Raw genomic sequence first — 24,066 nt, forward strand, 5'->3', positions numbered from 1 at the left:
AACTTCTACTATTGTAATTTTTGAATGCGGTCCCACTGGCTTATGATATCCGTGACGCGTACGCCGAAGTTTTCATCAATGACGACAACCTCGCCCTTAGCAATCAGTTTGTTGTTCACCAGAATATCTACCGGTTCACCAGCAAGCTTGTCCAATTCGATGATCGATCCTTGGGACAATTCCAGGATATCTTTAATTTGCCGTTGGGTCCTACCTAATTCTACGGTGACTCTAAGGGGTATGTCCATCAGTAAGTTCAAATTATTTTCGTCAACCTGGTTAAATGATGAGTTCCCCAAATTTGCAAATTGTACAGGTTGTACATTCAAATTTCGCCCAGGTGCCTGCCCATAATGATGGGGTTCGCCGTAAGGTTGACCTTGTGGAGGATACCCGTATGGCGCTTGCTGCCCGTAACCATAACTCTCTTGCATCGGCGGTTGCTGCATCATCGGTTGAGACGGTGCAGGCGGCTGCTGATACGTTGGGGCCTGAGGCGCAGGCGACGGAGCTGGCGTTGGTGCAGACGCTGGTGCAGGAGGCGCGGCCGCTGCGGCGCTTTCCTTCGCGCCGGCTTTTGTTTCTGCCGCTGATCCACTAATCAGACTATCTACCATCTCTTTTGCGAACTTCACGGTTAGCAGCTGCATGATCGTCGAATCGATCAAATCCCCAATCGTCAAACGGAAGGAGATCTTGATTAGCGGGTCCGATTCTGGCAAGCTGTTCAAGCCGTTCCCATTGGACATGTTCAAAATATCAACGCCTGGCGGCGAGATATTGACGAAGCGATTAAAAATGGTAGACATTGATGTCGCAGAAGACCCCATCATTTGGTTCATCGCTTCCTGCACGGCACTGATATGAATCTCATTTAACTCTTCCTCTTCCGGGTTCCCTTCCCCGCCCAGCATCAAATCTGCAATCACTTGGGCATCTCTCGTCTTGATGACCAAAGAGTTCATGCCTTCAAAGCCATCCACATATTGAACGTGAATCGCAACATGCGGTTTTGGAAATTCGGACTCAAACTGGGAACGAGTGATCACGGAAACCTTCGGCGTTGTGATATCCACTTTTTTATTTAACAGCGTGGAGAGCGCCGTGGCAGCACTGCCAAACGTGATGTTCCCGATTTCCCCCAAGGCGTCCTGCTCTAGCGGAGTTAGAACGTCGTTTACCGACAGCTCTTGGGGCGTCTCTTGATTGGCTTGTTTTAATAATGCGTCTATCTCTTCCTGGGACAAGTAATCATTGCTCGTCAAGTTCCTCAACTCCTTCGCTGACAATTTCATCGATTTGGACCGCAATCCGATCCTTTACTGTACCCGGGCTGCCTATATATTTCAATCGATCGCCAACCCGGATTTGCAGTCCTTCCTGGACCGGTTTATTTAATGAGATGACGTCCCCAACGGACAATCCCAGGAATTCACGGACCGTAATCTGTGATTCGCCCAACTCCGCGATGATCGGAAGCTTAGCTTTGTTCACTCGGTTTCGCAACGCTTCAACTTCTTCTGGAGCACGCGACTTTTTCTGAGAGACAAACCAATGGTGAACCGAAAGCTTTGGCATGATCGGTTCAATTACAACATGTGGTATACAGAGGTTGATCATCCCGGAGGTATCCCCGATTTTCGTGCTTAGTGAGATCAGCGCAATCGTTTCGTTAGGCGATACGATTTGCATGAACTGAGGATTGGTTTCCAGCGCCTCCATCCGTGGATTGATGTCCACAACGGTTTTCCAAGCTTCTTGCAAGCTTTCAAAAGCCCGGCTAAAAATCCGCTCCATAATAATTGTTTCGATCTCCGTTAGCGATCCGATTTTCGAAGGAGCTGTTCCGAGACCGCCCAACAGCCGGTCCAGCATAGCAAAAGCGACGTTGGGATGCACCTCCAGCACCATTCTTCCTTCCAGCGGCTCCGCTTCAAAAATGTTCAAAATCGTCATTTTGGGAATGGAGCGGATAAACTCGTCATAAGGAAGCTGCTCGACCTGAACAACGTTAATTTGCACGAACGTGCGCAGTTGAGCCGAAAAATAGGTAGTGAGATAACGGGCAAAGTTCTCATGTATTCGGGTTAAGCTTCGAATATGATCTTTGGAAAATCTCACCGCTCTTTTGAAATCATACGAACGGATTTTCTTCTGCGTATCTTCCTTTTTCAGTTCTTCGGCGTCCATTTCACCCGACGATAACGCAGCTAGCAACGCATCAATTTCGTTCTGCGACAACACATCAACCAACCATCTCACCCCCTTAGAAAAATCTCTATTCGTTCGATATTCGTTAGATCGTTGACATGATGAAGTCAGTAATATCGATCTGAATCAATTTCCCTTCCGGCAGCGATTTGTTGATCAGGTTGAGCAATTTGGAACTCAGGTTGTCTTTTCCCAATGCCCCCGTCAATTCCTCCGGTTTGGTATCCGCCAACGTTTTGATAATAATCGGCTTGATTTTGTAATCCTTGATTTTATCGAAGGTTTCCTTGGAAGTCGCACTATCCAATTGGAACGCAAAATCAATGACTACCACGTAATCCGGATCGGACAAATTCGTCTTGATATCGTCAATCGTAGATGTCACCTGAACGAGTTCGTCGGCCGACAATTTCTTCGGTACTGCTACACTGTCAACAGCAGCATTCATTTCGGTACCTGGTGCAGGTTTATTCATTTGATTCACCAGCAGGAAGGCGGCCAATACGATCAATGTGATGGCGAGCAAAATCGTAATTAACCATGGCAGCATTCTTTTCATGACCATTCCTCCGTTTGTTGCACTTTAATAGTTGCTGCGTGGATGCCGATCTCACGATAATAATCGCTTATCATCTGAATCACATCGGCCGCCTTCTCCAGCACGATAATCCGCTTCCCTGTGACCAGGGTGACGTATGTATCCGGTGTTTCTTCCACGGTCTCAATCATGATGGCATTTAGCCACATTTGAGAACCGTTAAGGCGTGTTACTGAAATCATGATTTCCCTCCTAAGCGATCAAGGAAGCGGGGAGAGCCGTCGGGGAACGGCGGTTAACCCTTTCCCCGACTACCCCTTCGCTTAACGTTTCAGATTAACAACTTCCTGAAGCACTTCATCCGAGGTCGTGATGATCCGCGAATTCGCTTGGAACCCCCGCTGCGCTACGATCATTTCGGTAAACTCGCCCGTTAAGTCGACGTTGGACATTTCCAACTGGCCGACAATCAGAGCACCCGTCCCCTCTTCTGCGTTATTCGGGTTCGTATACGTCAATTCTCCGTCTGCGATGGCATTCAAGGTGACCCGATAAAGGTTACCACCAATCTTCTCCAGACCTTCCGGGTTCGTGACCCGAGCTACCCCAATAATCTCACCAGGATCTGTTCCCCCTTCAGGGTTTTTCAGCATCATCGTACCATCAGATGCAATCGTAAAGGCTGTTACCGCTTCGAAATCGATTGGCTCCATAACGTCACCATCGCTGTTGCAAACGAGCAAACCGTCCGAAGTGACCAGTTGGCCCGCAGCATCTAGATGAAAGTCTCCCGCACGAGTCAGGAAAGGAACCTCTTGATCGGGCGTCAGTTTTACAAGAAAAAATCCGTCACCGTCAATCCGCATATCCAGCGGATTATTGGTTGTCATCGCACTGCCGCCAGTATGTAATGTATCGATAGAGCCGATGGAGACCCCAAGTCCAATTTGCTTGGCATTCACGCCGCCAGATTCACCATCGACTGGAGCCGTAACCCCGGAGACCGTCTGGCTCATGATATCCTTAAACATAACGCGTCCTGATTTGAAGCCTACCGTATTGACGTTTGCAATATTATTGCCAATGACGTCAAGCTTGGTTTGGAAACCACGCATTCCAGATACGCCAGAATACATTGATCTTAACATTTGCTCTCATCCCTTCCACTGATTAAAATGATTGCTTCGGCCGCTTCAGTCGATCCGCAGCCGATTGGCTCCCGTAACCGGTCCAGCCAATTTTAAGAAATGATGACGGCGCTATCGATTTGAGTAAATACGTTATTCTTCATGCTGCTTCCGTCCATCGCGGTAACGACGGTCCGATTGTGGACGTTCACAATCAGGGCCATATCTTTCAATAAAATAAGGGACTCTTTCGCTCCTTTAGCCGCCGCGCTGTCAATCGCCGATTCAATCTTGTTTAACTGCTCCGGCTTCAGCTCGATTCCGCGCTGCTCCAAACGTTTTACCGCATGGTTGCTGAAATGGACCAGTCGATCCTCCAGCATCTCCTTAAAGTTACTTTTTGCAGCATTTAGCGGCATGCTTTTATTTGCCGTTAGTGCATTAGGCCCGATTCTGCCCGCATATAGCTGGCCTACTCGGATCGGCTCGTTCATAACAGATCCGCTCCTTGGCCAGCGCCGTCAGACGCGTCAGCAGGTACGCCTACTTGTTCAATATCGGAGATTTTAATCTCCTTATCTCCTACTTTCACGTAGTGGACACCACTGCGAACGATAATGGATTCTACAATGCCACTTTCCTTCTCAATAATGACTTCAGCTTTACCTGTGGAAACATCGTAATTACCTGTTTTGGTCTCAGTCACCCATGTCACTTCTTTTCCGATCAGTCCGGAATCATTGCCTAAGGACTCTCCCAATGCAGCTATCTGTTCTGAAATGTTAGTCAACTGCTCGACAGAAGTAAACTGGGCAATTTGTGCAACCATTTGCGTATTGTCCATTGGGGACAACGGATCCTGATTTTGCATCTGGGCGATCATGAGTTTAAGGAAAGCATCTTTACCCAACTCGTTGTTTTTCGTACTGGCCTTCTGAATGTTATTTTGCGAGTAATTCGGCCACGACACCGAAGAAAAATACGTGTCAGCCACGGAGGTACCTCCTTTCTGCGAAATAAAAGGTGATTTAAGCCCGAGCAACAAAGGAACTGCCGTAGCTTTGCTCTTTGGCTCTGACTTCAGCTACCCATTCGTTCCATTCTTCGTTCAAGTCATGGATGGCCAGGGTTTCGTCCTCTGTTACGGGACGACGTTTTTCGCTTTGTTGTTGTCCTGTGCCTCCGCCGGATTGCCGGCCATCATGGTACATGTGGGACGACAATGATGTATTTTGTGTAACCTCCAGTTTGTTAACCTGAAGACCCTGAGATTGCAATGCCGATCTAAGTTGTGCCATTTGTTGTTCCAGCGATTCCTTAGCAAAAGCGTGCTCCGTCATAAATTGGGCAGTTAATTGGCCATTTTGCATCGTAATGCGTACGTCAACCTGGCCCAAATGCTCCGGATACAGTGAAATTCTCGCCTCGGACACACCCTTCAGATTCACGATCTCCAGTTTATTGACCAGGAAACCGCTCATTTCTTTCGCGAAATTTTCAACTGGTACCGGTTTGGCAACATGTTTCACGGACTTAATTCCACTGTCCCGGAGTGCCAGTTGTCCTGCGGTCACGACTTGACCAGTTTGAACGGGATCTTCATGTACTTTAGCTTCCGAGGTCCCCCCGTCAACTGCCGGATCGGCTTCGAATGCCAGATCATTGACGCGGAATGCTGCCGAATTGCTAGATTGTGAACTCGATTGAACAGCACGAGCATCTCCTCTGTTCAGCATGTCCCCATTTTGGCCTGCACGTCCTTGTTGGCTAGCTGTTGCACCTGGATCTGTCGTGAAGGTACGAGGTTGTAATCCTGTTGCTTCCGTCCCTTTTCCGCCATTAGACTTCGCCTCCGCCGAATCCGATATTGCATCTAGCACTTGTTGTAGAGAATCCAGCATAGTAACGGCTTGCCCCTGTGCACTTGCGGTCAGCTTAGCGGCACCTCCGTTCGACTCCGCAACTGCTAATAGTTGAACAAGAGTATCCTGAACCGCAAACCGCATCGTCTCCGGCTGCTGAGCTAGCACAGGCAGGGCGTTGTCGCCCTCAGCTCCTAAACTCGCATTGTCAGACAAACCTGCCTGTTGCAATAGGGGTTGAACACTTTGCAACCAACCTTGCAATAACGAAAACAACGCAGGATCCGCTTGAAGTGCATCGTCCAATTTAGACAATTGCTCCAACAATCCTTCGATTGTCGCGACAAGCGTATTTTCAGTCGCTTCGGAAGATGTACCTTCCGTACCACTTGGCAATCCAGCTAACGAGATCATCTGTGCTGAGGCTTGTCCTTCCTGCGGCTGGGCATTACCAAGCAACATGGCGAGAAGCTTCTGATCAAATGACAAAGCAGCCGCTTGCCCCGTTTCCGCCTTGCCAGCCGATCCGTACCACAACGAGTTTACCGTTCCGGTTTTGCTTGCATTTATTTGCGAAATGGATGAATTCATTTTATTTCACCTCCTTTCAAGACTAAATACCTTCATTATATTACTTACTTACCAGCTGATTCAGGATCTTTACCGATGTCTTCTCGTCGGACTTCGCCATTTCCGTCAAAATCTTAGAACGAGCAGTTCCGTTTACCGATTTCAGAATTTTCAGCCCCTTCTCGGGACTTAGCTTGTACGTCTGAAGCACCAGCTTGGCGGCGTCTGCTGCAGCCATCGAGGAGAAGGTTTGCCCCAGCTCCGTATCGCTTAGCCCTGCTCCTTTTGCAGCAGCTGCTGTATCCGCTGTTGATTCCATTTTGAGTCTCGATTGCAGCGCGGCGATCGCCAAGTCCTCGGACGTCTTCACATCCTTCAGCTTAATCGAAATATCCGCTGCCTTTTGCGGATCCATCTTCTCTAGAATGGCTACTTTACTCTCATTGTTCATAACGCTTAACATCTGCAGCGACTCTTCCGTTGTCAACTTATTAAAAATCGCTGCCGCTTTGCTAGGACTCATTTCCGCATACAGATTGGCCAGCTTCTTAACTTCCTTCTGATAGGCCTCCAATTCTGCCGCTTGTTGCTGATCGTTCTCTTTCTGCTGAACGGAAGCCAGTTGCTCCTGCAGCTCCTTTACCTTCTCCTGCTGTTCGGCTGCTTGTTGGTTCGCGGTTTGCAGCTCAGCTTGCTGCTTAGCCAACTGCTCCTTTAGTTCCTTCACAGTAGCTTCAGTGCTCTCCCGCTGCTTCTGCTCTTCCTTCGCAGCATCCTTTGCTTCACCCTCTGGAGCAATTGGATCCGGAACCAGGTTTTTCACCAGCGGAATCCGGTTCCCCCAATCAATCATGGTGTTACGAAAGTCGATATTAAATAAGGTTAATAACACCCCTAGCAGAACAACCGTAAAAAGAATAGGCGTCATGAAGAACAGAAAGCGTGAAAATCCGCCCCCTGTCTCCTCATCCAATTCTTCGTCCACCACCGTTTTTGCCATCTCTATCCCTCCTTCGAACAACCGTATGGGCGCCCGTTACTTTATCGGGCTCTCATGGCGAACCGGACTGTAGCCATTTCATCCAGCTCGTTTTGTTCCCGAAGAAGCATTTCGTGCCGAAATTTATCCATGGCCTTCTCTTTCGCTTTAAGCCATACCTTTTCGTCCAGCATTTTCCCCTTCAAAATCGTCTTCTTATGCTCGACGTTGACCTCCGCTGCGCGAATATCCGCCAGCTTCCGCTCAATCGCTTGGTCAAGAAAATCCATGTATCGCTGAAGTTCCTGCAGTTTGATCATGGAGGCAGTACTCTCCGCTTCGGCAGCGATTACCGCTGCGGTATTGGCTTTCTCCTCCAGCAACTGCTCCAACGAGCGTTGTTCTGACTGCAATCGCCCAATAGCTGCAGATAACATCCATTCGGCCTGCGTTTTTTCGTTGGATTTCAAATCAACTACTTTCTGATACACGTAACGGAACTTCATTCTCTACGTTTCATCTCCTTGCGAATTCGGAAATAAGCCGTTCCTGAACTTCGGCGAGCGTCACCTTCTCATTCACCTTCTGCTTCGTAAAGCTCCAGATCTGCTGAATGGCGCCAATAGCTTCATCAATATCCGGGTTCGATCCGGGTTGGTAAGCGCCGATATTAATCAAATCTTCGGAATCCTTATAAACAGCCATCAACCGTTTCAGATTTTCGGCTGCCTCATTTTGCTCATCCGAAACAATATCCTTCATTACCCGGCTAATGCTGGCTAGAATGTCAATCGCCGGGAAGTGCCCTTTATTGGCGATCCCGCGGTTCAAAACGATATGTCCATCCAAGATCCCGCGGACAGCATCCGCAATTGGTTCGTTCATATCGTCACCGTCAACGAGCACGGTATAGAAGGCGGTAATTGAACCGGTTGGTCCAGTCCCTGCCCGCTCCATCAGCTTCGGTAAAGCGGCAAATACAGAAGGGGTGTACCCCCGCATCGCAGGAGGTTCGCCTACAGCCAACCCCACCTCACGCAATGCCATCGCATAACGAGTGACGGAATCCATCATCAGCATGACGTTAAGCCCGCGATCCCGAAAATACTCTGCGATAGTTGTGGCGATCAACGCCCCCTTCATCCGAATTAATGCTGGCTGATCGGAGGTTGCAACCACGACAACCGAGCGCTCTAACCCTTCAGGACCAAGATCCCGTTCAATAAAGTCAAGCACCTCACGTCCCCGCTCCCCAACGAGGGCAATCACGTTCACATCGGCCGAGGTATTGCGGGCAATCATCCCCATCAAGGTGCTCTTCCCAACCCCAGAGCCAGCAAAAATCCCCACCCGCTGACCTTTACCGATCGTGAGCAAACCATCGATGGCTCGTACACCTATGCCGATTGGTTCGGAGACTCGCGGACGATCCAGTGGATTCATCGGCTTATTATAGGTCGAGTAGTGACCCATCCGAGAAGGAAGCAACGAACCGTCTAGCGGTTGCCCCAAGCCATCCAGCACCTTACCTAGGAGCTCCGACCCCACCTGTACCGTCAAAGGTTTACCGGTCCCAACAACGTCACAACCAGGTCCGATCGACTGCAGTTCACCGAGCGGCATCAGCAATACCTTGTTGTCGCGAAAACCGACGACCTCCGCCTGCAAAGGCTGAGCCCCTTTACTCGGATAGATATAACAAAGATCGCCGATGCTGGCATCAGGGCCCTCGGATTCAACCATCAGTCCGATGACTTGTGTCACCTTCCCGTTGATTCGGATCGGATCAAGCTGTCTGAGATGATCAATGTAACGTTCAGCTTTCAAACTCGTCATTCGCTTGCCCCCGCTCCTCCATCTGTAGAGAAACCCGCAACAATTCCTTCTTAATCTCCGTCAATTGGGTATCAATTCTGGCGTCTACACTGCCGAAGGAAGAACGGATAACACAACCGCGATCTTTGACGGTTGGGTCCGGCAAAATTTGAAGTTCTGCCTGCGAGTCAATTGCAAGACTAAGCTCCTCCCTGGCCGCCTGCACGAACGCAAAATCCTTTGGTGAAACACACAGTGTCAAGGTTCCTTGCTCGCGTTTACGCGCCAGACTCTTCTTGATCAGCTCGATAACGTATTCCGGTTTCAGCTCAAGCTGCTTATCGATGACTTTCTCGGCAATCGCACAGCTTAACTCGACCAGAAACGGCTCGGCTTCCAGAATGATACGTTCTTTCTCCTCATAAGCCTGCTGGAGAACGGAACTCGCTTCATTCATCATCTCTTCAATTTTGGCGCGCATCGTTGCTTCTGCCTGCGCTTTCCCTTCCTCGTAACCTTGAGTGAAGCCCTCCGCTTTGACAGCTTCAATCATCTGTTCATCCTGCTCACGGCGCTCCTGCCACCAGGTGTCGATTTGCTGCTGTGCTTCTTCCAGCATGCGTTCCGCTTGCTCCGCCGCTTCCCTAACTTGACGTTCGGCGAACTCTTTCGCATCCGCCAACATCTGACGTCTCGTCTCTTCGGCCGCAAGATCTTCAGCGGAAGGACCTTGTATAACCGGATTCTCGGCGTGATCAGATGACGGGTCCTCGGTTGTCGGATGAACCTTGGCTACATTCAATTGCTTCAAGATTTCAACCGGCACGTATTGAGACACCTTGATCAAATTAGACAATGATGTCATCTCCTCCGCCGCGGGCGATAATAATTTCACCCGCTTCTTCCAACCTGCGAATAGTAGCTACGATGCGGGTTTGTGCTTCTTCCACGTCACGCAGCCGCACCGGCCCCATGTATTCCATTTCTTCTTTGAACGTCTCGGACATCCGCTTCGACATGTTGCGGAAGACCGCCTCGCGAACTTCTTCGCTGGCCACTTTGAGGGCAAGCTGCAAGTCGCTGTTCTCGATATCGCGGATAATCCGCTGAATGGAACGGTTGTCGATATTGACGATATCCTCGAAGACGAACATCCGCTTCTTGATTTCTTCAGCCAGCTCGGGATCCTGAATTTCGAGCGAATCGAGAATCGTTCGTTCCGTCCCCCGGTCGACACCATTCAAGATTTGGACGATCGATTCGATGCCGCCGGCGCTGGTGTAATCCTGGGTTACCGTAGCAGATAGCTTCTGCTCCAGCACACGTTCAACTTGAGCGATAACCTCCGGCGACGTGCTATCCATCATCGCGATTCTCCGTGCAACTTCTGCTTGCTTCTCCTGAGGCAGTGAAGACAAGATCGCTGCCGCCTGTTCAAATTGCAAGTAGGACAACACCAGAGCGATCGTCTGCGCGTTTTCGTTCTGGATAAAGTTCAGAATTTGATTTGGATCAGCCTTACGGGCAAAATCGAACGGACGCACCTGAAGGGTTGCCGTCAAACGGTTGATAATGTCCACCGCTTTGGACTGGCCCAACGCTTTCTCCAAAATTTCCTTGGCGTAAGTGATGCCCCCCTGGGTGATATACTCCTGCGCCAAACAGATTTGGTGGAATTCCGCCATAATCATATCTTTCTCGGCGCTGTCGACTTTACGGACGTTAGCAATCTCCAGGGTGAGCTGCTCAATTTCATCATCCCGTAAATGTTTGAAGATTTGAGCCGATACTTCCGGTCCTAACGTAATTAATAAAATGGCTGCCTTTTGTCTCCCGGTCAAAACCGGACTCGATGTTTTGGACAATACATTCACCTCTATTCCTCAGCCAGCCAGGTGCGAAGCAAGTTAACGAATTCGTCAGGCTTCTTCTTGGCCAACGTTTCCAGTTGTTTACGCACTTGGTTCTCATTCGTGACTGTATCCAAATTAATCGATGGAAACTCAGGCGTAAGAGGCAACGCGATTTCTTCTTCCTCTTCTTGCGCTTGCTTGCGGCGGCGGAACAAGACGATCCCAAGGCCGGCCAGCGCCAACAGAGCAGCGCCTCCCACTCCCCATACCAGCGGGCTCGATAAACTCAACCCAGCCTTTTGGACAGTATCCGAATGAAATGGCTGAGACAACACTGAAACTTTTCTCTGCAATTCTTCGTCTGTATATGTAGTACCAGAGTCAGCCAAATAGGATCCAACGATATTTTTCAGAATATTTTCGATCGCAGACCGAGTATTTTCATCCAAAGTTTCCTGACCTTCGGGTGGTTCAACGGCCACGTTGATGGTTAAATCTTTAATAACATAGGGACTGGCGATAATGTCCTTCGTAATTCGATTAACCTCGTAGTTAATCGTCGACGAACTTTCTTCCGATGAAGACCCGCCGTTTGTTTCCGACGAAGGATAGTTAACAACATCCTCTTCCCCAGTTCCTGGTACCCCGCTCGTTGGGGTTGCCGATCCGGTGTAGCTTTTCTGCACTTTTTGTGCACTGATCTCGATACCCTTCATGTTTTCGGTATCCACCGGAGTGACCAGATTGTCTTTCTGGCTAACCTGGTCGAAGTTCAACTTGGAAGCGACTAATACTTCAATCTTATCCGGCCCGGTCAGTCTGGATAGGAATTGCTTTACACTTTGGCGTACGTCGCTTTCAAACTTCTTCTGCAACGCCATGTTCTCTTGAACCGCCGAAGTCAGAGAGCCTGTCGTCCCGCCTTGACCGCTTGGAAGTAAGATCGTATCATCACTCGAGGATAGCGAGATATTCTCCACCGGCAAGTTAGGGACCGACGTTTTAACCAAGTTGAAATATCCATCAACGGCTTCCTGATTTGGACGATATCCCGGCTTGAACGTAAGGACGATCGATGCCGTCGCTTTCTCCTGTTCATCCGGGCTGGCGAACACGTTTTCTGCCGGCAAGTTAATGAGAACCTTGGCATCGTTAACGCCTTGCATTCTCTTTAGCAGCTGTTCGACCTCACCGTTAATGGCGTTTTTGTACTTGACGTTAAATTCGTTGTCCGTCATTCCGATCAAGGAAGAACTCTCATTAAAAGCTTCCAATCCGATCGAACCGTTCTGGACGATTCCTTGGGAACCAACATCAACCTTAACTCGTGCTGCGTCTTTGCTAGGAACCGAAATGGTTGTACCGTCAGGTCCAAGCTTGTACGAGATTCCGCTGGATTCCAAGTAATTGATGATCCCTGCCGCATCAGTCGAATCGAGACCCGTAAAGGCTACATCGTATTCCGTTTTGGAAAATTGAATCGTCAGCAAGATGATCGCGAGCAGGATAAAAGTCGCCGTCGAGACTAATAACGTTTTTTGTTTTTTACTAAATTGGTTCCAGTACCCTAACAATCGATCCCGGTACTGTGTAATTCTCTCATTCACAATGTCACCTCATCCGAGCATGTTTCAATCCTTATATTTGCGTACGCATAATCTCTTGGTAAGCTTCGATCACTTTGTTCCGGACTTGCGTAGTTAACTGCAAACTTAACAAGGCTTGCTCCGAGGCGATCATCATCTCGTCGGCATTGACTTTCCCTAACAGGAACTGATTGTTCACTTGTTGGGCATTGGCTTCCTGAGCAGCAACTCCTTCTAGAGCATTGTTTAGATAGGAGCTAAATTGCTTTATCGCTTGCGCAGGCGTGAGGTTCTGTTCATTACCGGACGTCTGCATCCCGGTTAGCGGCTTCAAGGAGTCAAAACTCATTCTCTCGATCAACGTGCAACACTCCCAATCACAATTTATGTAAGTTTACTTCTGGGCTATTTCCCGATTTGCAAGGCCTTGGTAAACATCGCCTTACTGGCGTTAAGCGCCGTTACGTTTGCTTCATAAGAGCGAGTTGCCGAAATCATATCTACCATTTCTTTCAAAATATCAACATTAGGCATATAGACATATCCTTCACTGTCCGCATCAGGGTGGGTTGGATTGTAAACCGGTTTAAGCGGTGAGGGGTCCTCTTGAATTTTGGTAATTTTCACCCCTTGACTGCTCACTTCCTTACCCATTACTGAATTCAAGGCACTGTCGAAATCCATTTCCTTGGGGGCCATGACTACCGTTTTGCGTCGGTAAGGAACGGCCTTGCCGTCTACAATCTTAGCCCGGGTTGTTTCAGCATTCGCGATGTTGGAGGAAATCACATCCATGCGAAGACGCTGTGCGGTTAAGGCGGAAGAACTAACCCCAAAACTATTACTGATATTCAAGTCCGATTATCTCCCTTCCACGACGGTGTGTTTCATTTTGATCATATAGTTCAATTGTTCGATGTACGCATTGTATCTCAACTGATTTTCGGCAAGTTTGGTCATCTCACTGTCGATATCGACATTATTTTGGTTGTTGTTCATTGCTGTCGTCTGATCCACACTAACCACCGGTTCAGGAACCTCGGTCATTGGTCCTATAACGAAATGTCTTACATCCGTTCTCCTTCCTTGGAGCGCCGGCATATTACCGTTCATTTCCGCTTGTAACATGCTTTCAAAGGACACGCTGGATCGCTTAAAGTAAGGGGTGTCCACATTCGCAATATTGTTAGCGATGACCCCTTGCCGGAGATTTGCGGCCTGGATAGCAGTCTCAAGCCTGTCAAATCCCAGTCCGTTCAACAACTGCACTTTAATTCCCCCCTTAGTCTCATTCGATCTTAATCATTAATGATTCTACAAACAATGAATAATTCCTCTTTTTTCGACAATTTATTGTTATTTATTGTCTTTCTTTTTGTCTTTCTTACGTCCTAGCATGAAATCTGTTTAATAATGTCATATATCCTAAGTTTCATGGAGATTCGACATATTTACAATAAGAAAAAAGCCCTATCTTTCAATTGTTTATCTCGTTTTTTGGTCAAAAAACTATTTTTTACATAATTATCGCCATCATCCAGCAAAATCCAAAAAGAAAGACCACCCGCCATTACGGCAGAGTGGCCTATTTTTTGTCAAAATTGTGAAAATGGATTAGGTCCTTGGAGAACAAGGCTTTAACCCACAATTTACGATTCTCATTACAAAATGAATTGACTCAGATCTCGATCTTGGGCAATATTTCCTAGTTTCTCCCGCACATATTCCGGAGTGATGACCATTTTATCCAACGTCAGTTCAGGTGCTTCAAAGGAGAGATCCTCCAGGAGCTTCTCAAGGATCGTATGCAAGCGTCTGGCACCGATATTCTCCGTATTTGCATTCACCATGGCCGCAATACGAGCGATTTCATGGATTGCGGCGTCCGAGAATTCGATTTCCAGATCCTCTGTGCGCAGCAATTCAATATACTGTTTCGTTAAGGCGTTCTCCGGTTCCGTTAAGATCGACACAAAGTCCTCCAGCGATAAACTGTCAAGCTCGACCCGGATCGGGAACCGCCCTTGGAGCTCAGGAATTAAGTCAGATGGCTTGGCAATATGGAAAGCTCCTGCCGCAATAAACAAAATATAATCTGTTTTGATGGGACCGTATTTGGTCATCACCGTCGAGCCTTCCACAATCGGCAAAATATCGCGTTGTACGCCTTCGCGAGAGACGTCGGGACCGGAGCCCTGTCCCCGGCTGGCAACTTTATCGATTTCATCGATAAAGATGATCCCGGATTGCTCTGCCCGTGTGATCGCTTCCTGAATCAAATCATCTTGATCGATCAGCTTCGCCGCTTCCTCCTGCGTCAACACTTTACGAGCTTCCTTGACGGTCAGCTTCCGCTTCTTGGTCCGTTTCGGTAAGAGACTTCCAAACATTTCCTGCATGTTCATGCCAAGCTGGTCGTTGCCCTGACCGGCAAACATATCCATCATCGTTGGCGTGTTGTCCTCAACTTCAACTTCCACAATGTCGTTCTCCATCTGACCAGACAACAATTTAAAGCGCACCTGACGCCGGCGTTCGGTCAGCGCACTGTCTTCCTCCGGCTGCTCCTGAGCGGTGGAGCCTGCTCCGTTACCGCCCCCAAACAACATCTCGAACGGGTTACGAACGCCTTTGGCTTTATTTTCGGAAGGGACCAAGATCTGAACTAGACGTTCATTCGCAAGCTCCTCCGCTTTATCCTTCACCTTCTCGGTACGCTCGAGCTTGACGGTACGGATCGCCGTTTCGATGAGATCACGTACCATCGACTCAACGTCCCGGCCTACATAACCAACTTCAGTGAATTTCGTGGCTTCCACCTTAACAAAAGGAGCACCAACCAGCTTGGCGAGACGACGAGCAATTTCCGTCTTCCCCACCCCGGTCGGTCCGATCATCAGGATGTTCTTGGGTACAATTTCATCCTGAACCTCCTCCGGCAGCAAGCTTCGCCGATAACGGTTCCGTAAGGCAACAGCAACCGATTTTTTCGCTTGTTTCTGTCCTACGATATATTTATCCAGTTCGGCTACAATTTGTCTTGGCGTTAAGTTTCTTTCGGTCATGATTCGTCCCCCTGACACGATAGTATCAACGATACTCAAAGCTCCTCAACTATAATGTTGTTGTTCGTATATACGCAGATTTCCGAAGCAATCTGCAGGGCTTCACGGGCGATATCCTTCGCTTCCAACCCCGTGGCATGCCGTTTCAGCGCCCGCGCAGCCGATAGCGCAAAGTTGCCCCCTGATCCGATCGCCAGTACATCATCATCCGGTTCAATGATTTCCCCGCCGCCGGAAATCAGCAGCATCCCGGTTTTATCCATGACAATCATCAAAGCCTCGAGCTTACGCAGCACACGATCCTGGCGCCAATCTTTGGCCAATTCAACCGCTGCCCGTTGCAGGTTCCCTGAATGCTCTTCCAGCTTCCCCTCAAATTTCTCAAATAACGTGATGGCATCGGCGACCGAACCGGCAAACCCCGCAACCACTTGACCGCGGTACAACCGGCGGACTTTCTTCGCCGTTTGCTTCATCACGACGTTCTGCCCAAATGTGACTTGCCCGTCACCGGCAATGGCGCCCTTGCCATTGTGGCGTACCGCGCAAATCGTTGTAGCGTGAAAAGATAGCTCCATGTGTTACTTCGCCTTCCTCTCTCGTAGGTTCTCAGCCCTTACGTTTTAGATATACGCAGGAGGGACTGAGGCATTGGGTTCAAGTACTACGTATATTAATGGGCCAGTTCTATCATATGAACGTCCTTGTTTTCAGCATAACCCGTATCCCCCCTAGATTGCAAAAAAACGGTGGATTAACCCAACCGTTCTTCTGCCATAAAGGAGCGTAAGCTATTTAACGCGCGCTTCGCAAGCGCTTCGTTTTTCTCTGCTTTTTTGCGGTAGCGGGTATCCAGCTTCGGAAATAAACCAAAGTTGGCGTTCATCGGCTGGAAGTGTTCGAAATCAGCAGTGGTAATATAGCGTGCCATACTGCCCAGAGTAGTGTCTGCAGGGAATACGATCCCCTCCTGACCTGCGGCAGCTCGGGCTGCGTTAATTCCTGCGATTAGACCGGACGCAGCGGACTCCACGTAACCTTCAACACCGGTCATCTGACCCGCGAAGAAGAGTGATGGCCGTGCTTTCAACTGATAGGTTGGCATGAGCAGCTTCGGCGAGTTGATAAAGGTGTTCCGGTGCATTACGCCGTACCGGACGAACTCCGCGTTCTCCAAGCCTGGAATCATCGAGAAGACGCGCTTCTGCTCCCCCCATTTCAAATGGGTCTGGAAGCCTACCAAGTTGTAGAGTGTCCCGGCCGCGTTATCCTGACGAAGCTGCACCACAGCATATGGGAGCTTGCCGGTGTGCGGATTGACGAGACCCACCGGCTTCATTGGCCCAAACAGAGCTGTCTGCTTGCCGCGCCGCATCATCACCTCGATTGGCATACAGCCTTCAAAGTAAATCTCCTTCTCGAAGTCCTTCAGCTGAGCTACCTCCGCGTTAATTAACGCATCGTAGAAAGCATCGAACTCCTCTTCCGTCATCGGGCAGTTCAAGTAGGCCGCTTCGCCTTTATCGTACCTGGAAGCCAGGTACACTTTGCTCATATCGATGGAATCCTTCTCCACAATCGGAGCGGCAGCATCGTAAAAGTAAAAATAGTCCTCGCCGGTCAACCGCTTAATTTGCTCTGAAAGGGCAGGAGATGTCAGCGGCCCGGTGGCAATCACGACAATCCCGTCCTGCGGGATCTCCTTGATTTCCTCATTCACCACTTCAATCAATGGATGCTCTCTCAGCGTCCGGGTGATCTCCCCCGAGAACCCGTCCCGGTCAACGGCGAGCGCACCGCCGGCCGGTACCGCATTGCGATCCGCCGCTCCCAGCACCAGCGAGTTCAGCATTCGCATCTCTTCTTTGAGAACGCCAACGGCGTTCGTTAACCCGTTGGCTCGCAAAGAGTTACTGCAGACCAACTCGGCAAATTTATCGGTATGATGCGCCGGTGTCTTCACAACCGGGCGCATTTCGTACAACACCACGGGGATGCCGCGGCTCGCGATTTGCCATGCCGCTTCACTGCCGGCCAATCCCGCGCCGATGACCGTTACTTTATTCGTCATGTTCATGTCCCCCTACTAAATCTCATGCTGAATTTCTTAGCTGTCTCAGAACCCGCACAAACGGCGGGCTCAACTTATTCATCTGTTTCGTCGCTTTCTTCAATGGCTTCTACGTAGTCGCAGGAGGTACATTGCAGCTTCCCGCCTTGCTTATTTCGCTTCTCTACGAGCATTGAACCACATTTTGGACAAGGCTTTGGTGAAGGCTTATCCCACGAAACAAAATCGCATTCCGGATAACGGTCGCAGCCATAGAAGACCCGTCCCTTTTTACTCCGGCGTTCGACCACATGCCCTTCCTTACATTTCGGACAGGTGACACCGATGTCCTTAACGATCGGTTTCGTATTCCGGCATTCCGGGAAACCCGAGCAAGCCAAAAACTTCCCGAAACGTCCCAATTTATAGACCATCGGTCTTCCGCATTTTTCACAAATCTCATTGGAGACTTCGTCTTCGATTTCGACTTCCTTCATTTCCTCTTCGGCAACCCGAAGACGTTTCTCAAACGATTTATAAAACTCGCTCAGCACTCTTACCCAATCCTCGGAACCTTCTTCAACATGGTCCAAGTCCTCTTCCATATGGGCGGTAAATTCCACATCAAGGATTTCCGGGAAGAATTGCTCCGTCTGTTCGATGAGGAGCTCGCCTAACTCAGTTGGGACAAACTTCTTGTCCTCAATCGCTACGTAGCCGCGTTTTTGAATGGTTTCCAGGGTTGGCGCGTACGTACTCGGACGTCCAATGCCGAGCTCCTCCAAAGTTCTCACCAAACGCGCCTCCGTATAGCGAGGCGGGGGTTGGGTAAAATGCTGCTTCGGTTCAATCGACTCTTTCGCCAGTTCTTCCCCTTTCGTCAGGGGTGGCAAAAACTTGTCGTCCTCATTGGCGTTGCCATCATCGTTGCCTTCCACGTACACCTTCATAAAGCCAGGGAAGCGGATCTTCGACCCAACCGCGCGGAACGTTGCTTCGCCAGCGGCAATATCCACTGACATCGTGTCCAGCACGGCAGAAGTCATTTGGCTGGCCATAAAACGATCCCAAATCAATTTGTACAGCCGATACTGATCCCGGGTGGTGAACTCCTTCACCGATTCCGGATCTCGCATCGCCGATGTTGGACGGATCGCTTCATGGGCGTCCTGCGCGCTGGCGGCCTTCTTGGAATATTGACGCGGCGTTTCAGGCGCGTAGGCTTCACCAAATTTATCAAGGATATATTGCTTGGCTTCCTCTTGGGCGGAAGTAGCGATCCGCGTCGAGTCTGTACGCATATACGTGATCAGACCAACGGTCCCTTCTTTGCCAAGGTCAACCCCCTCATACAGCTGCTGAGCGATCGACATCGTCTTGGCTGCCCGGAAATTCAGTTTTCGCGCTGCCTCCTGCTGCAGGGAACTGGTTGTAAACGGCGCCGCCGGATGGCGGAGACGTTCCTTCTCCTTCACATCGACCACGCTGAATTTGGCCTTCTCGATCGATTTCAGAATTTCCTGTACCTGCTGTTCGTTCTTTAGCTCGATCTTCTCACCTTTGTACTGGTGAAACTTCGCTTCGAACGAAGAGGCTCCCGTCTTCAGCTTCGCCGTAATACTCCAGTATTCTTCCGGAACAAATTCAGAGATTTCGTTCTCCCGGTCCAAGATGATTTTCACCGCTACGGATTGCACGCGGCCAAATGACAACCCTTTTTTGATCTTCTTCCACAGCAGCGGGCTGACTTTATAACCAACCAGCCGATCCAAAATCCGTCTGGCTTGCTGCGCGTTCACCAGATCCATATTGATGGGGCGCGGATTTTTGAAGGCGTCTCTAACCGCTTGCTTCGTAATTTCATTAAATACGACGCGGCATGTATCCTTCTCATCCACGTCCAGCACATGGGCCAGATGCCAGGCAATCGCTTCTCCTTCGCGATCGGGGTCGGCTGCCAGATAGATTTTTTTCACTTTTTTGCTGGCATCCTTTAATTCTTTTAATACAGAACCCTTCCCACGGATTGTAATATACTTCGGACTGAAGTCGTTCTCTACTTCAACCCCAATTTGGCTCTTGGGCAAATCGCGAACATGACCCATTGAGGCTTTCACGATGTATTTGCTGCCTAAGTATTTGCCAATCGTTTTCGCCTTGGCAGGCGATTCCACGATGACGAGTGAATCCGCCACAGGTTCGTCCTCCTCTCAAACAATACGAAACTCTAAAACTGGTGTTCCTTGTATTCAGGTAAAATACTCATATAGTCATATATTCAAGCCACTCTCGGTTAGGAATGGACTATATTAGCTGGTATACTGAGCCGGGGAGTTGAACCGCCGTTTTTTTCATGATTAAAGATAACAGAACTGAATGTAAATGTCCAAAATCCCACCCGGTTTGTACGAGCAGATCATCAAAACTCGTGATGCCCTGCTCCAACATATGGTATATGCGGCGCTCCTCATCTGTCAACTTGTTTCCTGTTACCGCTTCCTTTTTCGTCTCCTCCGCGACAGGCAATAAGGCCTGATATTCCTCCCAAATATCCTTGGCTTCGGTGACGAGTTTGGCTCCCTGCTTCAAAAGCGACAGGGTTCCCTGACTCTTCGGCGACGTAATTGGCCCAGGGACTGCAAACAGGTCACGATTCGCATCCAGCGTCTCATCCGCCGTGATCAAGGACCCGCTGCGAGCGTCGGCCTCTACAACCACCGTACCATAAGAAATTCCCGCAATGATCCGATTGCGCTGCGGGAACATCCCAGGGTGACCAGGGGTACCGATCGGATATTCCGAGATGACCAGCCCTTGCTCGGCGATTCGTCGATACATGGAGGCATGCTCCGGTGGATAAGCTACGTCAATCGCCGTACCTAATACGGCGATGGTACTTCCTCCTGCCTGTAAAGCCGCTTCATGGCAAACCCCGTCAATCCCGCGGGCCATCCCGCTCACAATCGTTACTCCGAAGGAGCTAAGGTCAGCGGCTAAGGCGGCTCCTACCTTTCGACCATAGGCGGTTGGCGTCCGCGTACCTACCATCGCGATATTAAGACCGTTCAGCAACCTAGTATCACCCAGTGAATACAAAACCCATGGCGGCTGAGCGGTCTCCTTCATTAAAATAGGATACTCCAAATCCAGCCTTGTAATCACCTGTATCCCTTTACCTTCATACTGTTCCATTTGGGCCTCAATCCAGTCCCATGTGAACCGCTCCGACAGCCGAAGTGACAGCCCTGGGCCCAGTCCCCGCTTCCTCCAATCCGCTGCCGTAAACTCGATGGCATGCTCCCAGTCCTCATCATATGCAACGATTTGCTGCAGCGTTTTCCAGCCTACCCCGGGGAATTCATGTAATCCCGCGAGTACCCATTTCTTCTCCACAACGAATCCCTCCTTGAAAAATAAAAAAAGCAACCTCCTCGAGCCATGTATGGCTAAGAAGGTTGCTTACCTTTGGATATGATTATATCAAAAATAGCTTATCGTGTCGTGCACAATTCTAAAAGGCCGCGTTCTTCCAGAACACTGACCAGTGTTGCGCCCATCTCCGATGGGGTCGGCGCGACTTTAATGCCGCAGGACTCCAGCTTCGCGATTTTTTCCTTCGCCGTTCCTTTCCCGCCGGAAATAATCGCACCGGCATGACCCATCCGTTTCCCTGGAGGAGCCGTCACACCGCCGATAAAGCCGACGACAGGCTTCGTCATATTTTTTTGGATCCATTCGGCGGCTTCTTCTTCAGCGGTTCCGCCGATTTCCCCGATCATGATCACGGCATGCGTGTTGTCATCGTCATTAAACCGGCGCAAAATATCAATAAACTCCGAGCCCTTCACCGGATCGCCGCCGATACCAACCGCCGAAGATTGTCCGATGCCGCGAGTCGTCAATTGATGCACCGCTTCATACGTCAACGTGCCGCTGCGCGACACGACGCCGACATGACCAGGCAAATGGATATAGCCCGGCATAATGCCAATTTTGCATTCGCCTGGAGTAATGACGCCTGGGCAGTTTGGACCGATCAGCACGGTCTTTTTCCCTTCCATATAACGCTTCACCTTCACCATATCGAGGACCGGAATTCCCTCGGTGATGCAGATGACCAGATCCAATTCCGCTTCTACGGCTTCCAGGATCGAATCGGCTGCAAATGCCGGCGGTACGTAAATCACGCTGGCAGTAGCCCCCGTCGCTTCCTTCGCTTCGCGAACCGTGTTGAACACCGGCAGGCTGACGGTTTCGCCGTTCTCCAACGTAATATCTACCTTCGTGCCGCCTTTGCCTGGAGACGTTCCCCCGACCATTTGCGTGCCGTAGTCAAGCGCTCCTTTGGCGTGGAACAATGCGGTTTTCCCGGTAATTCCCTGGGTGATGACCTTCGTATTCTTATCGACCAAAATACTCATATTTCGAGCCTCCCCTTATGGATAGGTGATTGCAATGTGAGGTACCACTCTAAATTACGAAACGAGCGAAACGATCTTCTGAGCGCCATCTGCCATCGAGTCGGCCGAAACAATTGCCAGACCCGATTCAGCAAGAATCTGCTTGCCAAGATCAACGTTCGTACCCTCAAGGCGCACAACGAGCGGACGGTCCAAACCAACCTGCTTCGCGGCTTCCACGATCCCTGAAGCAATCACATCGCATTTCATGATGCCGCCAAAAATATTTACAAAAATCCCTTTCACCTTAGCGTCCGACAAAATAATTTTAAAGGCTTCCGTGACCTTCTCTGCCGTCGCACCTCCCCCAACATCGAGGAAGTTCGCCGGGTCTCCGCCATAATATTTAATGATGTCCATCGTCGCCATCGCCAGACCGGCCCCGTTCACCATGCAGCCGATGTTCCCATCAAGCGCAATGTAGCTGAGGTCGTACTTCGAAGCTTCAATCTCCTTCTCGTCCTCTTCTTCCAAGTCACGCAACGCCAAAATGTCCTTATGACGGAACAGCGCATTGGAATCGAAATTCAGCTTCGCATCCAGCGCCAGGACGTTGCCATCTCCAGTGACGACAAGCGGATTAATCTCCGCGATGGAGCAATCTTTGTCCACAAAAGCTTCATACAAAGCCATCATAAATTGCGTGGCTTTGCCTACTAGTTCATTTGGAATATTAATGGAGTAAGCCAATCTGCGGGCCTGGAACGACGTCAAGCCAATAGCCGGATCAATCACTTCTTTGAAAATTTTCTCCGGAGTTGCGGCTGCCACTTCTTCAATTTCCGTCCCGCCTTCCTCAGAGGCCATCATCGTCACGCGGCCTGTACCACGGTCCACGACAACGCCAACGTAATACTCCTTCTTGATATCGCAGCCTTGCTCGATTAAGAGGCGTTTAACCTCTTTCCCCTCTGGTCCCGTTTGATGGGTGACCAGTACCTTGCCGAGGAGTTCCTGAGCATAGGTTCTCACCTCATCCAAGCTTTTGGCCACTTTGACGCCGCCGGCTTTACCGCGGCCCCCGGCATGAATTTGCGCCTTGACCACGACAACCGAGGTCCCCAGCGCTTGAGCCGCTTCGACAGCTTCCTCGACCGTAAACGCCACGCGTCCTTCAGGAACGGCCACACCGTACTGCTTTAGGACTTCTTTTCCTTGATACTCATGGATATTCATGCGTAAAATCCTCCTATCAACAGGCGGTATTTTAGAGGGTCCAAAACCTGCGGCTTGTGGTCCCCCTTCTCGAAAATATCAGCTGAAACCCAGATTATTGTACCACTTTTTTGAAACGCTTTCCTCAAAAAGTTCATCATTTATACACAACTTTTTTATATCATTTTCATCTCAAGTTGAGATGAATAATTGACGCAGCAGGGGAGAATGGCCAAAGTGCAATGAATCGCTTTCAAAGTTTCAAGGAGTTGCAGGGACAGGAAAAACTCGCGCCAATTTGTTCAGCCCAAAATTGACACTGCGCCCCACGCATCTCATCATGAGATGGATTTCGACGAATTTCAGCAATTTATGAAAATATCTTAGGTTGTGAGAAAAATGCTTGCCAGCTTCCTCCCGAAATCACATTCTGATACCTCCCCTGCTTCGCCTTAGCAGCGTAGGTTGATAGTGTAAAATCTCTGTGGGTGTAGGAATTGGAAAAAGCGGATATAGAAAAAGAGCTTCTCCCTTGGTAAAGTGATGTTTGACGCACAACACACCAAGAAGGAGGAAGCTCCTGTGAGCCACTTTACCACAACAATGCCGACGATGAAAGAGATTGAGCAATGGATTTTCCGGAAAATGCAGGAGGAATTCGCTCGTGCGATGAAGCAGGTACTGGAGGCGCTGGATCAGCAGATCCTGGAGCAACGGGACCGAGAGCGTTATCGAGTAAAGGACGAGCGTGAAACAAGCGTCAACACAGTGTTCGGGAATGTGCGCTTTAAGCGG

The 24,066-nt window shown here is 49.7% G+C and carries 25 protein-coding genes; 1 reads left to right on the top strand and 24 read right to left on the bottom strand.

The features are described from left to right. Positions 1 to 8: 8 nt before the first annotated feature. From fliY to sucC, 24 genes are all read right to left on the bottom strand, one after another. Entirely contained in the window at positions 9 to 1,265 is a 1,257-nt protein-coding gene (gene fliY / locus M891_RS0114730; protein WP_028539383.1) for a flagellar motor switch phosphatase FliY, read from the bottom strand. Next, positions 1,252 to 2,253, bottom strand: a complete 1,002-nt coding sequence (fliM, locus tag M891_RS0114735) for a flagellar motor switch protein FliM (protein WP_016312437.1) — start codon at positions 2,251 to 2,253, stop codon at positions 1,252 to 1,254. The genes fliY and fliM overlap by 14 nt, the downstream gene beginning before the upstream one ends. 43 nt (positions 2,254 to 2,296) lie before the next feature. After that, on the bottom strand, positions 2,297 to 2,770 hold the full coding sequence (locus M891_RS0114740) for a flagellar basal body-associated FliL family protein (protein ID WP_016312438.1): 474 nt from the start codon (positions 2,768 to 2,770) through the stop codon (positions 2,297 to 2,299). Continuing rightward, a complete protein-coding gene (locus M891_RS0114745; protein WP_016312439.1) occupies positions 2,767 to 2,991 on the bottom strand; it encodes a flagellar FlbD family protein in 225 nt (74 codons plus the stop codon). The genes M891_RS0114740 and M891_RS0114745 overlap by 4 nt, the downstream gene beginning before the upstream one ends. A gap of 81 nt (positions 2,992 to 3,072) precedes the next feature. Then, entirely contained in the window at positions 3,073 to 3,897 is an 825-nt protein-coding gene (locus M891_RS0114750; RefSeq protein WP_009223011.1) for a flagellar hook-basal body complex protein, read from the bottom strand. 92 nt (positions 3,898 to 3,989) lie between these two features. Then, complete coding sequence (locus M891_RS0114755; protein ID WP_028539384.1) at positions 3,990 to 4,370, bottom strand: TIGR02530 family flagellar biosynthesis protein; 381 nt, start codon at positions 4,368 to 4,370, stop codon at positions 3,990 to 3,992. After that, complete coding sequence (locus M891_RS0114760; RefSeq protein ID WP_028539385.1) at positions 4,367 to 4,870, bottom strand: flagellar hook assembly protein FlgD; 504 nt, start codon at positions 4,868 to 4,870, stop codon at positions 4,367 to 4,369. The genes M891_RS0114755 and M891_RS0114760 overlap by 4 nt, the downstream gene beginning before the upstream one ends. 34 nt (positions 4,871 to 4,904) lie before the next feature. Then, positions 4,905 to 6,329, bottom strand: a complete 1,425-nt coding sequence (locus M891_RS0114765) for a flagellar hook-length control protein FliK (protein ID WP_028539386.1) — start codon at positions 6,327 to 6,329, stop codon at positions 4,905 to 4,907. Positions 6,330 to 6,369: 40 nt separating this feature from the next. Further along, a complete protein-coding gene (locus M891_RS0114770; protein WP_028539387.1) occupies positions 6,370 to 7,308 on the bottom strand; it encodes a MotE family protein in 939 nt (312 codons plus the stop codon). Positions 7,309 to 7,349: 41 nt separating this feature from the next. Next, positions 7,350 to 7,793, bottom strand: coding sequence for a flagellar export protein FliJ (fliJ, locus tag M891_RS0114775; protein ID WP_009223006.1), 444 nt, complete (start codon positions 7,791 to 7,793; stop codon positions 7,350 to 7,352). 10 nt (positions 7,794 to 7,803) lie between these two features. Next, complete coding sequence (gene fliI, locus M891_RS0114780; protein WP_016312444.1) at positions 7,804 to 9,123, bottom strand: flagellar protein export ATPase FliI; 1,320 nt, start codon at positions 9,121 to 9,123, stop codon at positions 7,804 to 7,806. Continuing rightward, positions 9,104 to 9,958 (bottom strand): FliH/SctL family protein, encoded by an 855-nt coding sequence (locus M891_RS0114785; RefSeq protein ID WP_016312445.1) that lies wholly within the window; start codon positions 9,956 to 9,958, stop codon positions 9,104 to 9,106. The genes fliI and M891_RS0114785 overlap by 20 nt, the downstream gene beginning before the upstream one ends. Continuing rightward, positions 9,951 to 10,967, bottom strand: a complete 1,017-nt coding sequence (gene fliG / locus M891_RS0114790; RefSeq protein WP_028539388.1) for a flagellar motor switch protein FliG — start codon at positions 10,965 to 10,967, stop codon at positions 9,951 to 9,953. Before fliG ends, M891_RS0114785 begins: the two co-directional genes overlap by 8 nt. Before the next feature lie 11 nt (positions 10,968 to 10,978). After that, positions 10,979 to 12,562, bottom strand: a complete 1,584-nt coding sequence (gene fliF / locus M891_RS0114795; protein WP_028539389.1) for a flagellar basal-body MS-ring/collar protein FliF — start codon at positions 12,560 to 12,562, stop codon at positions 10,979 to 10,981. Positions 12,563 to 12,593: 31 nt separating this feature from the next. Next, entirely contained in the window at positions 12,594 to 12,902 is a 309-nt protein-coding gene (fliE, locus tag M891_RS0114800) for a flagellar hook-basal body complex protein FliE (protein ID WP_028539390.1), read from the bottom strand. 44 nt (positions 12,903 to 12,946) lie between these two features. After that, positions 12,947 to 13,396, bottom strand: a complete 450-nt coding sequence (gene flgC / locus M891_RS0114805) for a flagellar basal body rod protein FlgC (protein ID WP_028539391.1) — start codon at positions 13,394 to 13,396, stop codon at positions 12,947 to 12,949. Between the two features lie 6 nt (positions 13,397 to 13,402). Continuing rightward, entirely contained in the window at positions 13,403 to 13,810 is a 408-nt protein-coding gene (gene flgB / locus M891_RS0114810) for a flagellar basal body rod protein FlgB (RefSeq protein ID WP_016312450.1), read from the bottom strand. A gap of 392 nt (positions 13,811 to 14,202) precedes the next feature. Further along, on the bottom strand, positions 14,203 to 15,606 hold the full coding sequence (gene hslU, locus M891_RS0114815) for an ATP-dependent protease ATPase subunit HslU (RefSeq protein WP_028539392.1): 1,404 nt from the start codon (positions 15,604 to 15,606) through the stop codon (positions 14,203 to 14,205). 35 nt (positions 15,607 to 15,641) lie between these two features. Continuing rightward, the gene (gene hslV, locus M891_RS0114820; RefSeq protein WP_016312452.1) at positions 15,642 to 16,184 is read right to left on the bottom strand and encodes an ATP-dependent protease subunit HslV; all 543 of its coding nucleotides are present in this window, start codon (positions 16,182 to 16,184) and stop codon (positions 15,642 to 15,644) included. A gap of 176 nt (positions 16,185 to 16,360) precedes the next feature. Then, positions 16,361 to 17,683: an FADH(2)-oxidizing methylenetetrahydrofolate--tRNA-(uracil(54)-C(5))-methyltransferase TrmFO gene (gene trmFO, locus M891_RS0114825; RefSeq protein ID WP_016312453.1), complete on the bottom strand. Its 1,323-nt coding sequence runs from the start codon at positions 17,681 to 17,683 to the stop codon at positions 16,361 to 16,363. A gap of 68 nt (positions 17,684 to 17,751) precedes the next feature. Continuing rightward, entirely contained in the window at positions 17,752 to 19,851 is a 2,100-nt protein-coding gene (gene topA, locus M891_RS0114830) for a type I DNA topoisomerase (RefSeq protein ID WP_028539393.1), read from the bottom strand. Between the two features lie 109 nt (positions 19,852 to 19,960). Beyond that, positions 19,961 to 21,049, bottom strand: a complete 1,089-nt coding sequence (gene dprA / locus M891_RS0114835; RefSeq protein WP_028539394.1) for a DNA-processing protein DprA — start codon at positions 21,047 to 21,049, stop codon at positions 19,961 to 19,963. A gap of 98 nt (positions 21,050 to 21,147) precedes the next feature. Beyond that, the gene (sucD, locus tag M891_RS0114840) at positions 21,148 to 22,077 is read right to left on the bottom strand and encodes a succinate--CoA ligase subunit alpha (protein WP_028539395.1); all 930 of its coding nucleotides are present in this window, start codon (positions 22,075 to 22,077) and stop codon (positions 21,148 to 21,150) included. Between the two features lie 54 nt (positions 22,078 to 22,131). Beyond that, the gene (sucC, locus tag M891_RS0114845) at positions 22,132 to 23,292 is read right to left on the bottom strand and encodes an ADP-forming succinate--CoA ligase subunit beta (RefSeq protein WP_028539396.1); all 1,161 of its coding nucleotides are present in this window, start codon (positions 23,290 to 23,292) and stop codon (positions 22,132 to 22,134) included. Between the two features lie 561 nt (positions 23,293 to 23,853). On the opposite strand from sucC, the gene M891_RS23990 reads away from it, so the two are divergent. Continuing rightward, on the top strand, positions 23,854 to 24,066 hold a 213-nt coding region (locus M891_RS23990; RefSeq protein ID WP_198032038.1), incomplete at its 3' end, for a UPF0236 family transposase-like protein.

The organism is Paenibacillus sp. J14, assembly GCF_000518465.1.
Classification (GTDB): domain Bacteria; phylum Bacillota; class Bacilli; order Paenibacillales; family Paenibacillaceae; genus Fontibacillus; species Fontibacillus barengoltzii.

Bases quoted from the DNA above. Each gene is read 5' to 3' on its own strand.
- M891_RS0114740 (WP_016312438.1), bottom strand. From the start codon at position 2,770: ATGAAAAGAATGCTGCCATGGTTAATTACGATTTTGCTCGCCATCACA.
- M891_RS0114745 (WP_016312439.1), bottom strand. From the start codon at position 2,991: ATGATTTCAGTAACACGCCTTAACGGTTCTCAAATGTGGCTAAATGCC.
- M891_RS0114750 (WP_009223011.1), bottom strand. From the start codon at position 3,897: ATGTTAAGATCAATGTATTCTGGCGTATCTGGAATGCGTGGTTTCCAA.
- M891_RS0114755 (WP_028539384.1), bottom strand. From the start codon at position 4,370: ATGAACGAGCCGATCCGAGTAGGCCAGCTATATGCGGGCAGAATCGGG.
- M891_RS0114765 (WP_028539386.1), bottom strand. From the start codon at position 6,329: ATGAATTCATCCATTTCGCAAATAAATGCAAGCAAAACCGGAACGGTA.
- M891_RS0114770 (WP_028539387.1), bottom strand. From the start codon at position 7,308: ATGGCAAAAACGGTGGTGGACGAAGAATTGGATGAGGAGACAGGGGGC.
- fliJ (WP_009223006.1), bottom strand. From the start codon at position 7,793: ATGAAGTTCCGTTACGTGTATCAGAAAGTAGTTGATTTGAAATCCAAC.
- fliI (WP_016312444.1), bottom strand. From the start codon at position 9,123: ATGACGAGTTTGAAAGCTGAACGTTACATTGATCATCTCAGACAGCTT.
- hslU (WP_028539392.1), bottom strand. From the start codon at position 15,606: ATGACCGAAAGAAACTTAACGCCAAGACAAATTGTAGCCGAACTGGAT.
- hslV (WP_016312452.1), bottom strand. From the start codon at position 16,184: ATGGAGCTATCTTTTCACGCTACAACGATTTGCGCGGTACGCCACAAT.
- trmFO (WP_016312453.1), bottom strand. From the start codon at position 17,683: ATGAACATGACGAATAAAGTAACGGTCATCGGCGCGGGATTGGCCGGC.
- sucD (WP_028539395.1), bottom strand. From the start codon at position 22,077: ATGAGTATTTTGGTCGATAAGAATACGAAGGTCATCACCCAGGGAATT.
- sucC (WP_028539396.1), bottom strand. From the start codon at position 23,292: ATGAATATCCATGAGTATCAAGGAAAAGAAGTCCTAAAGCAGTACGGT.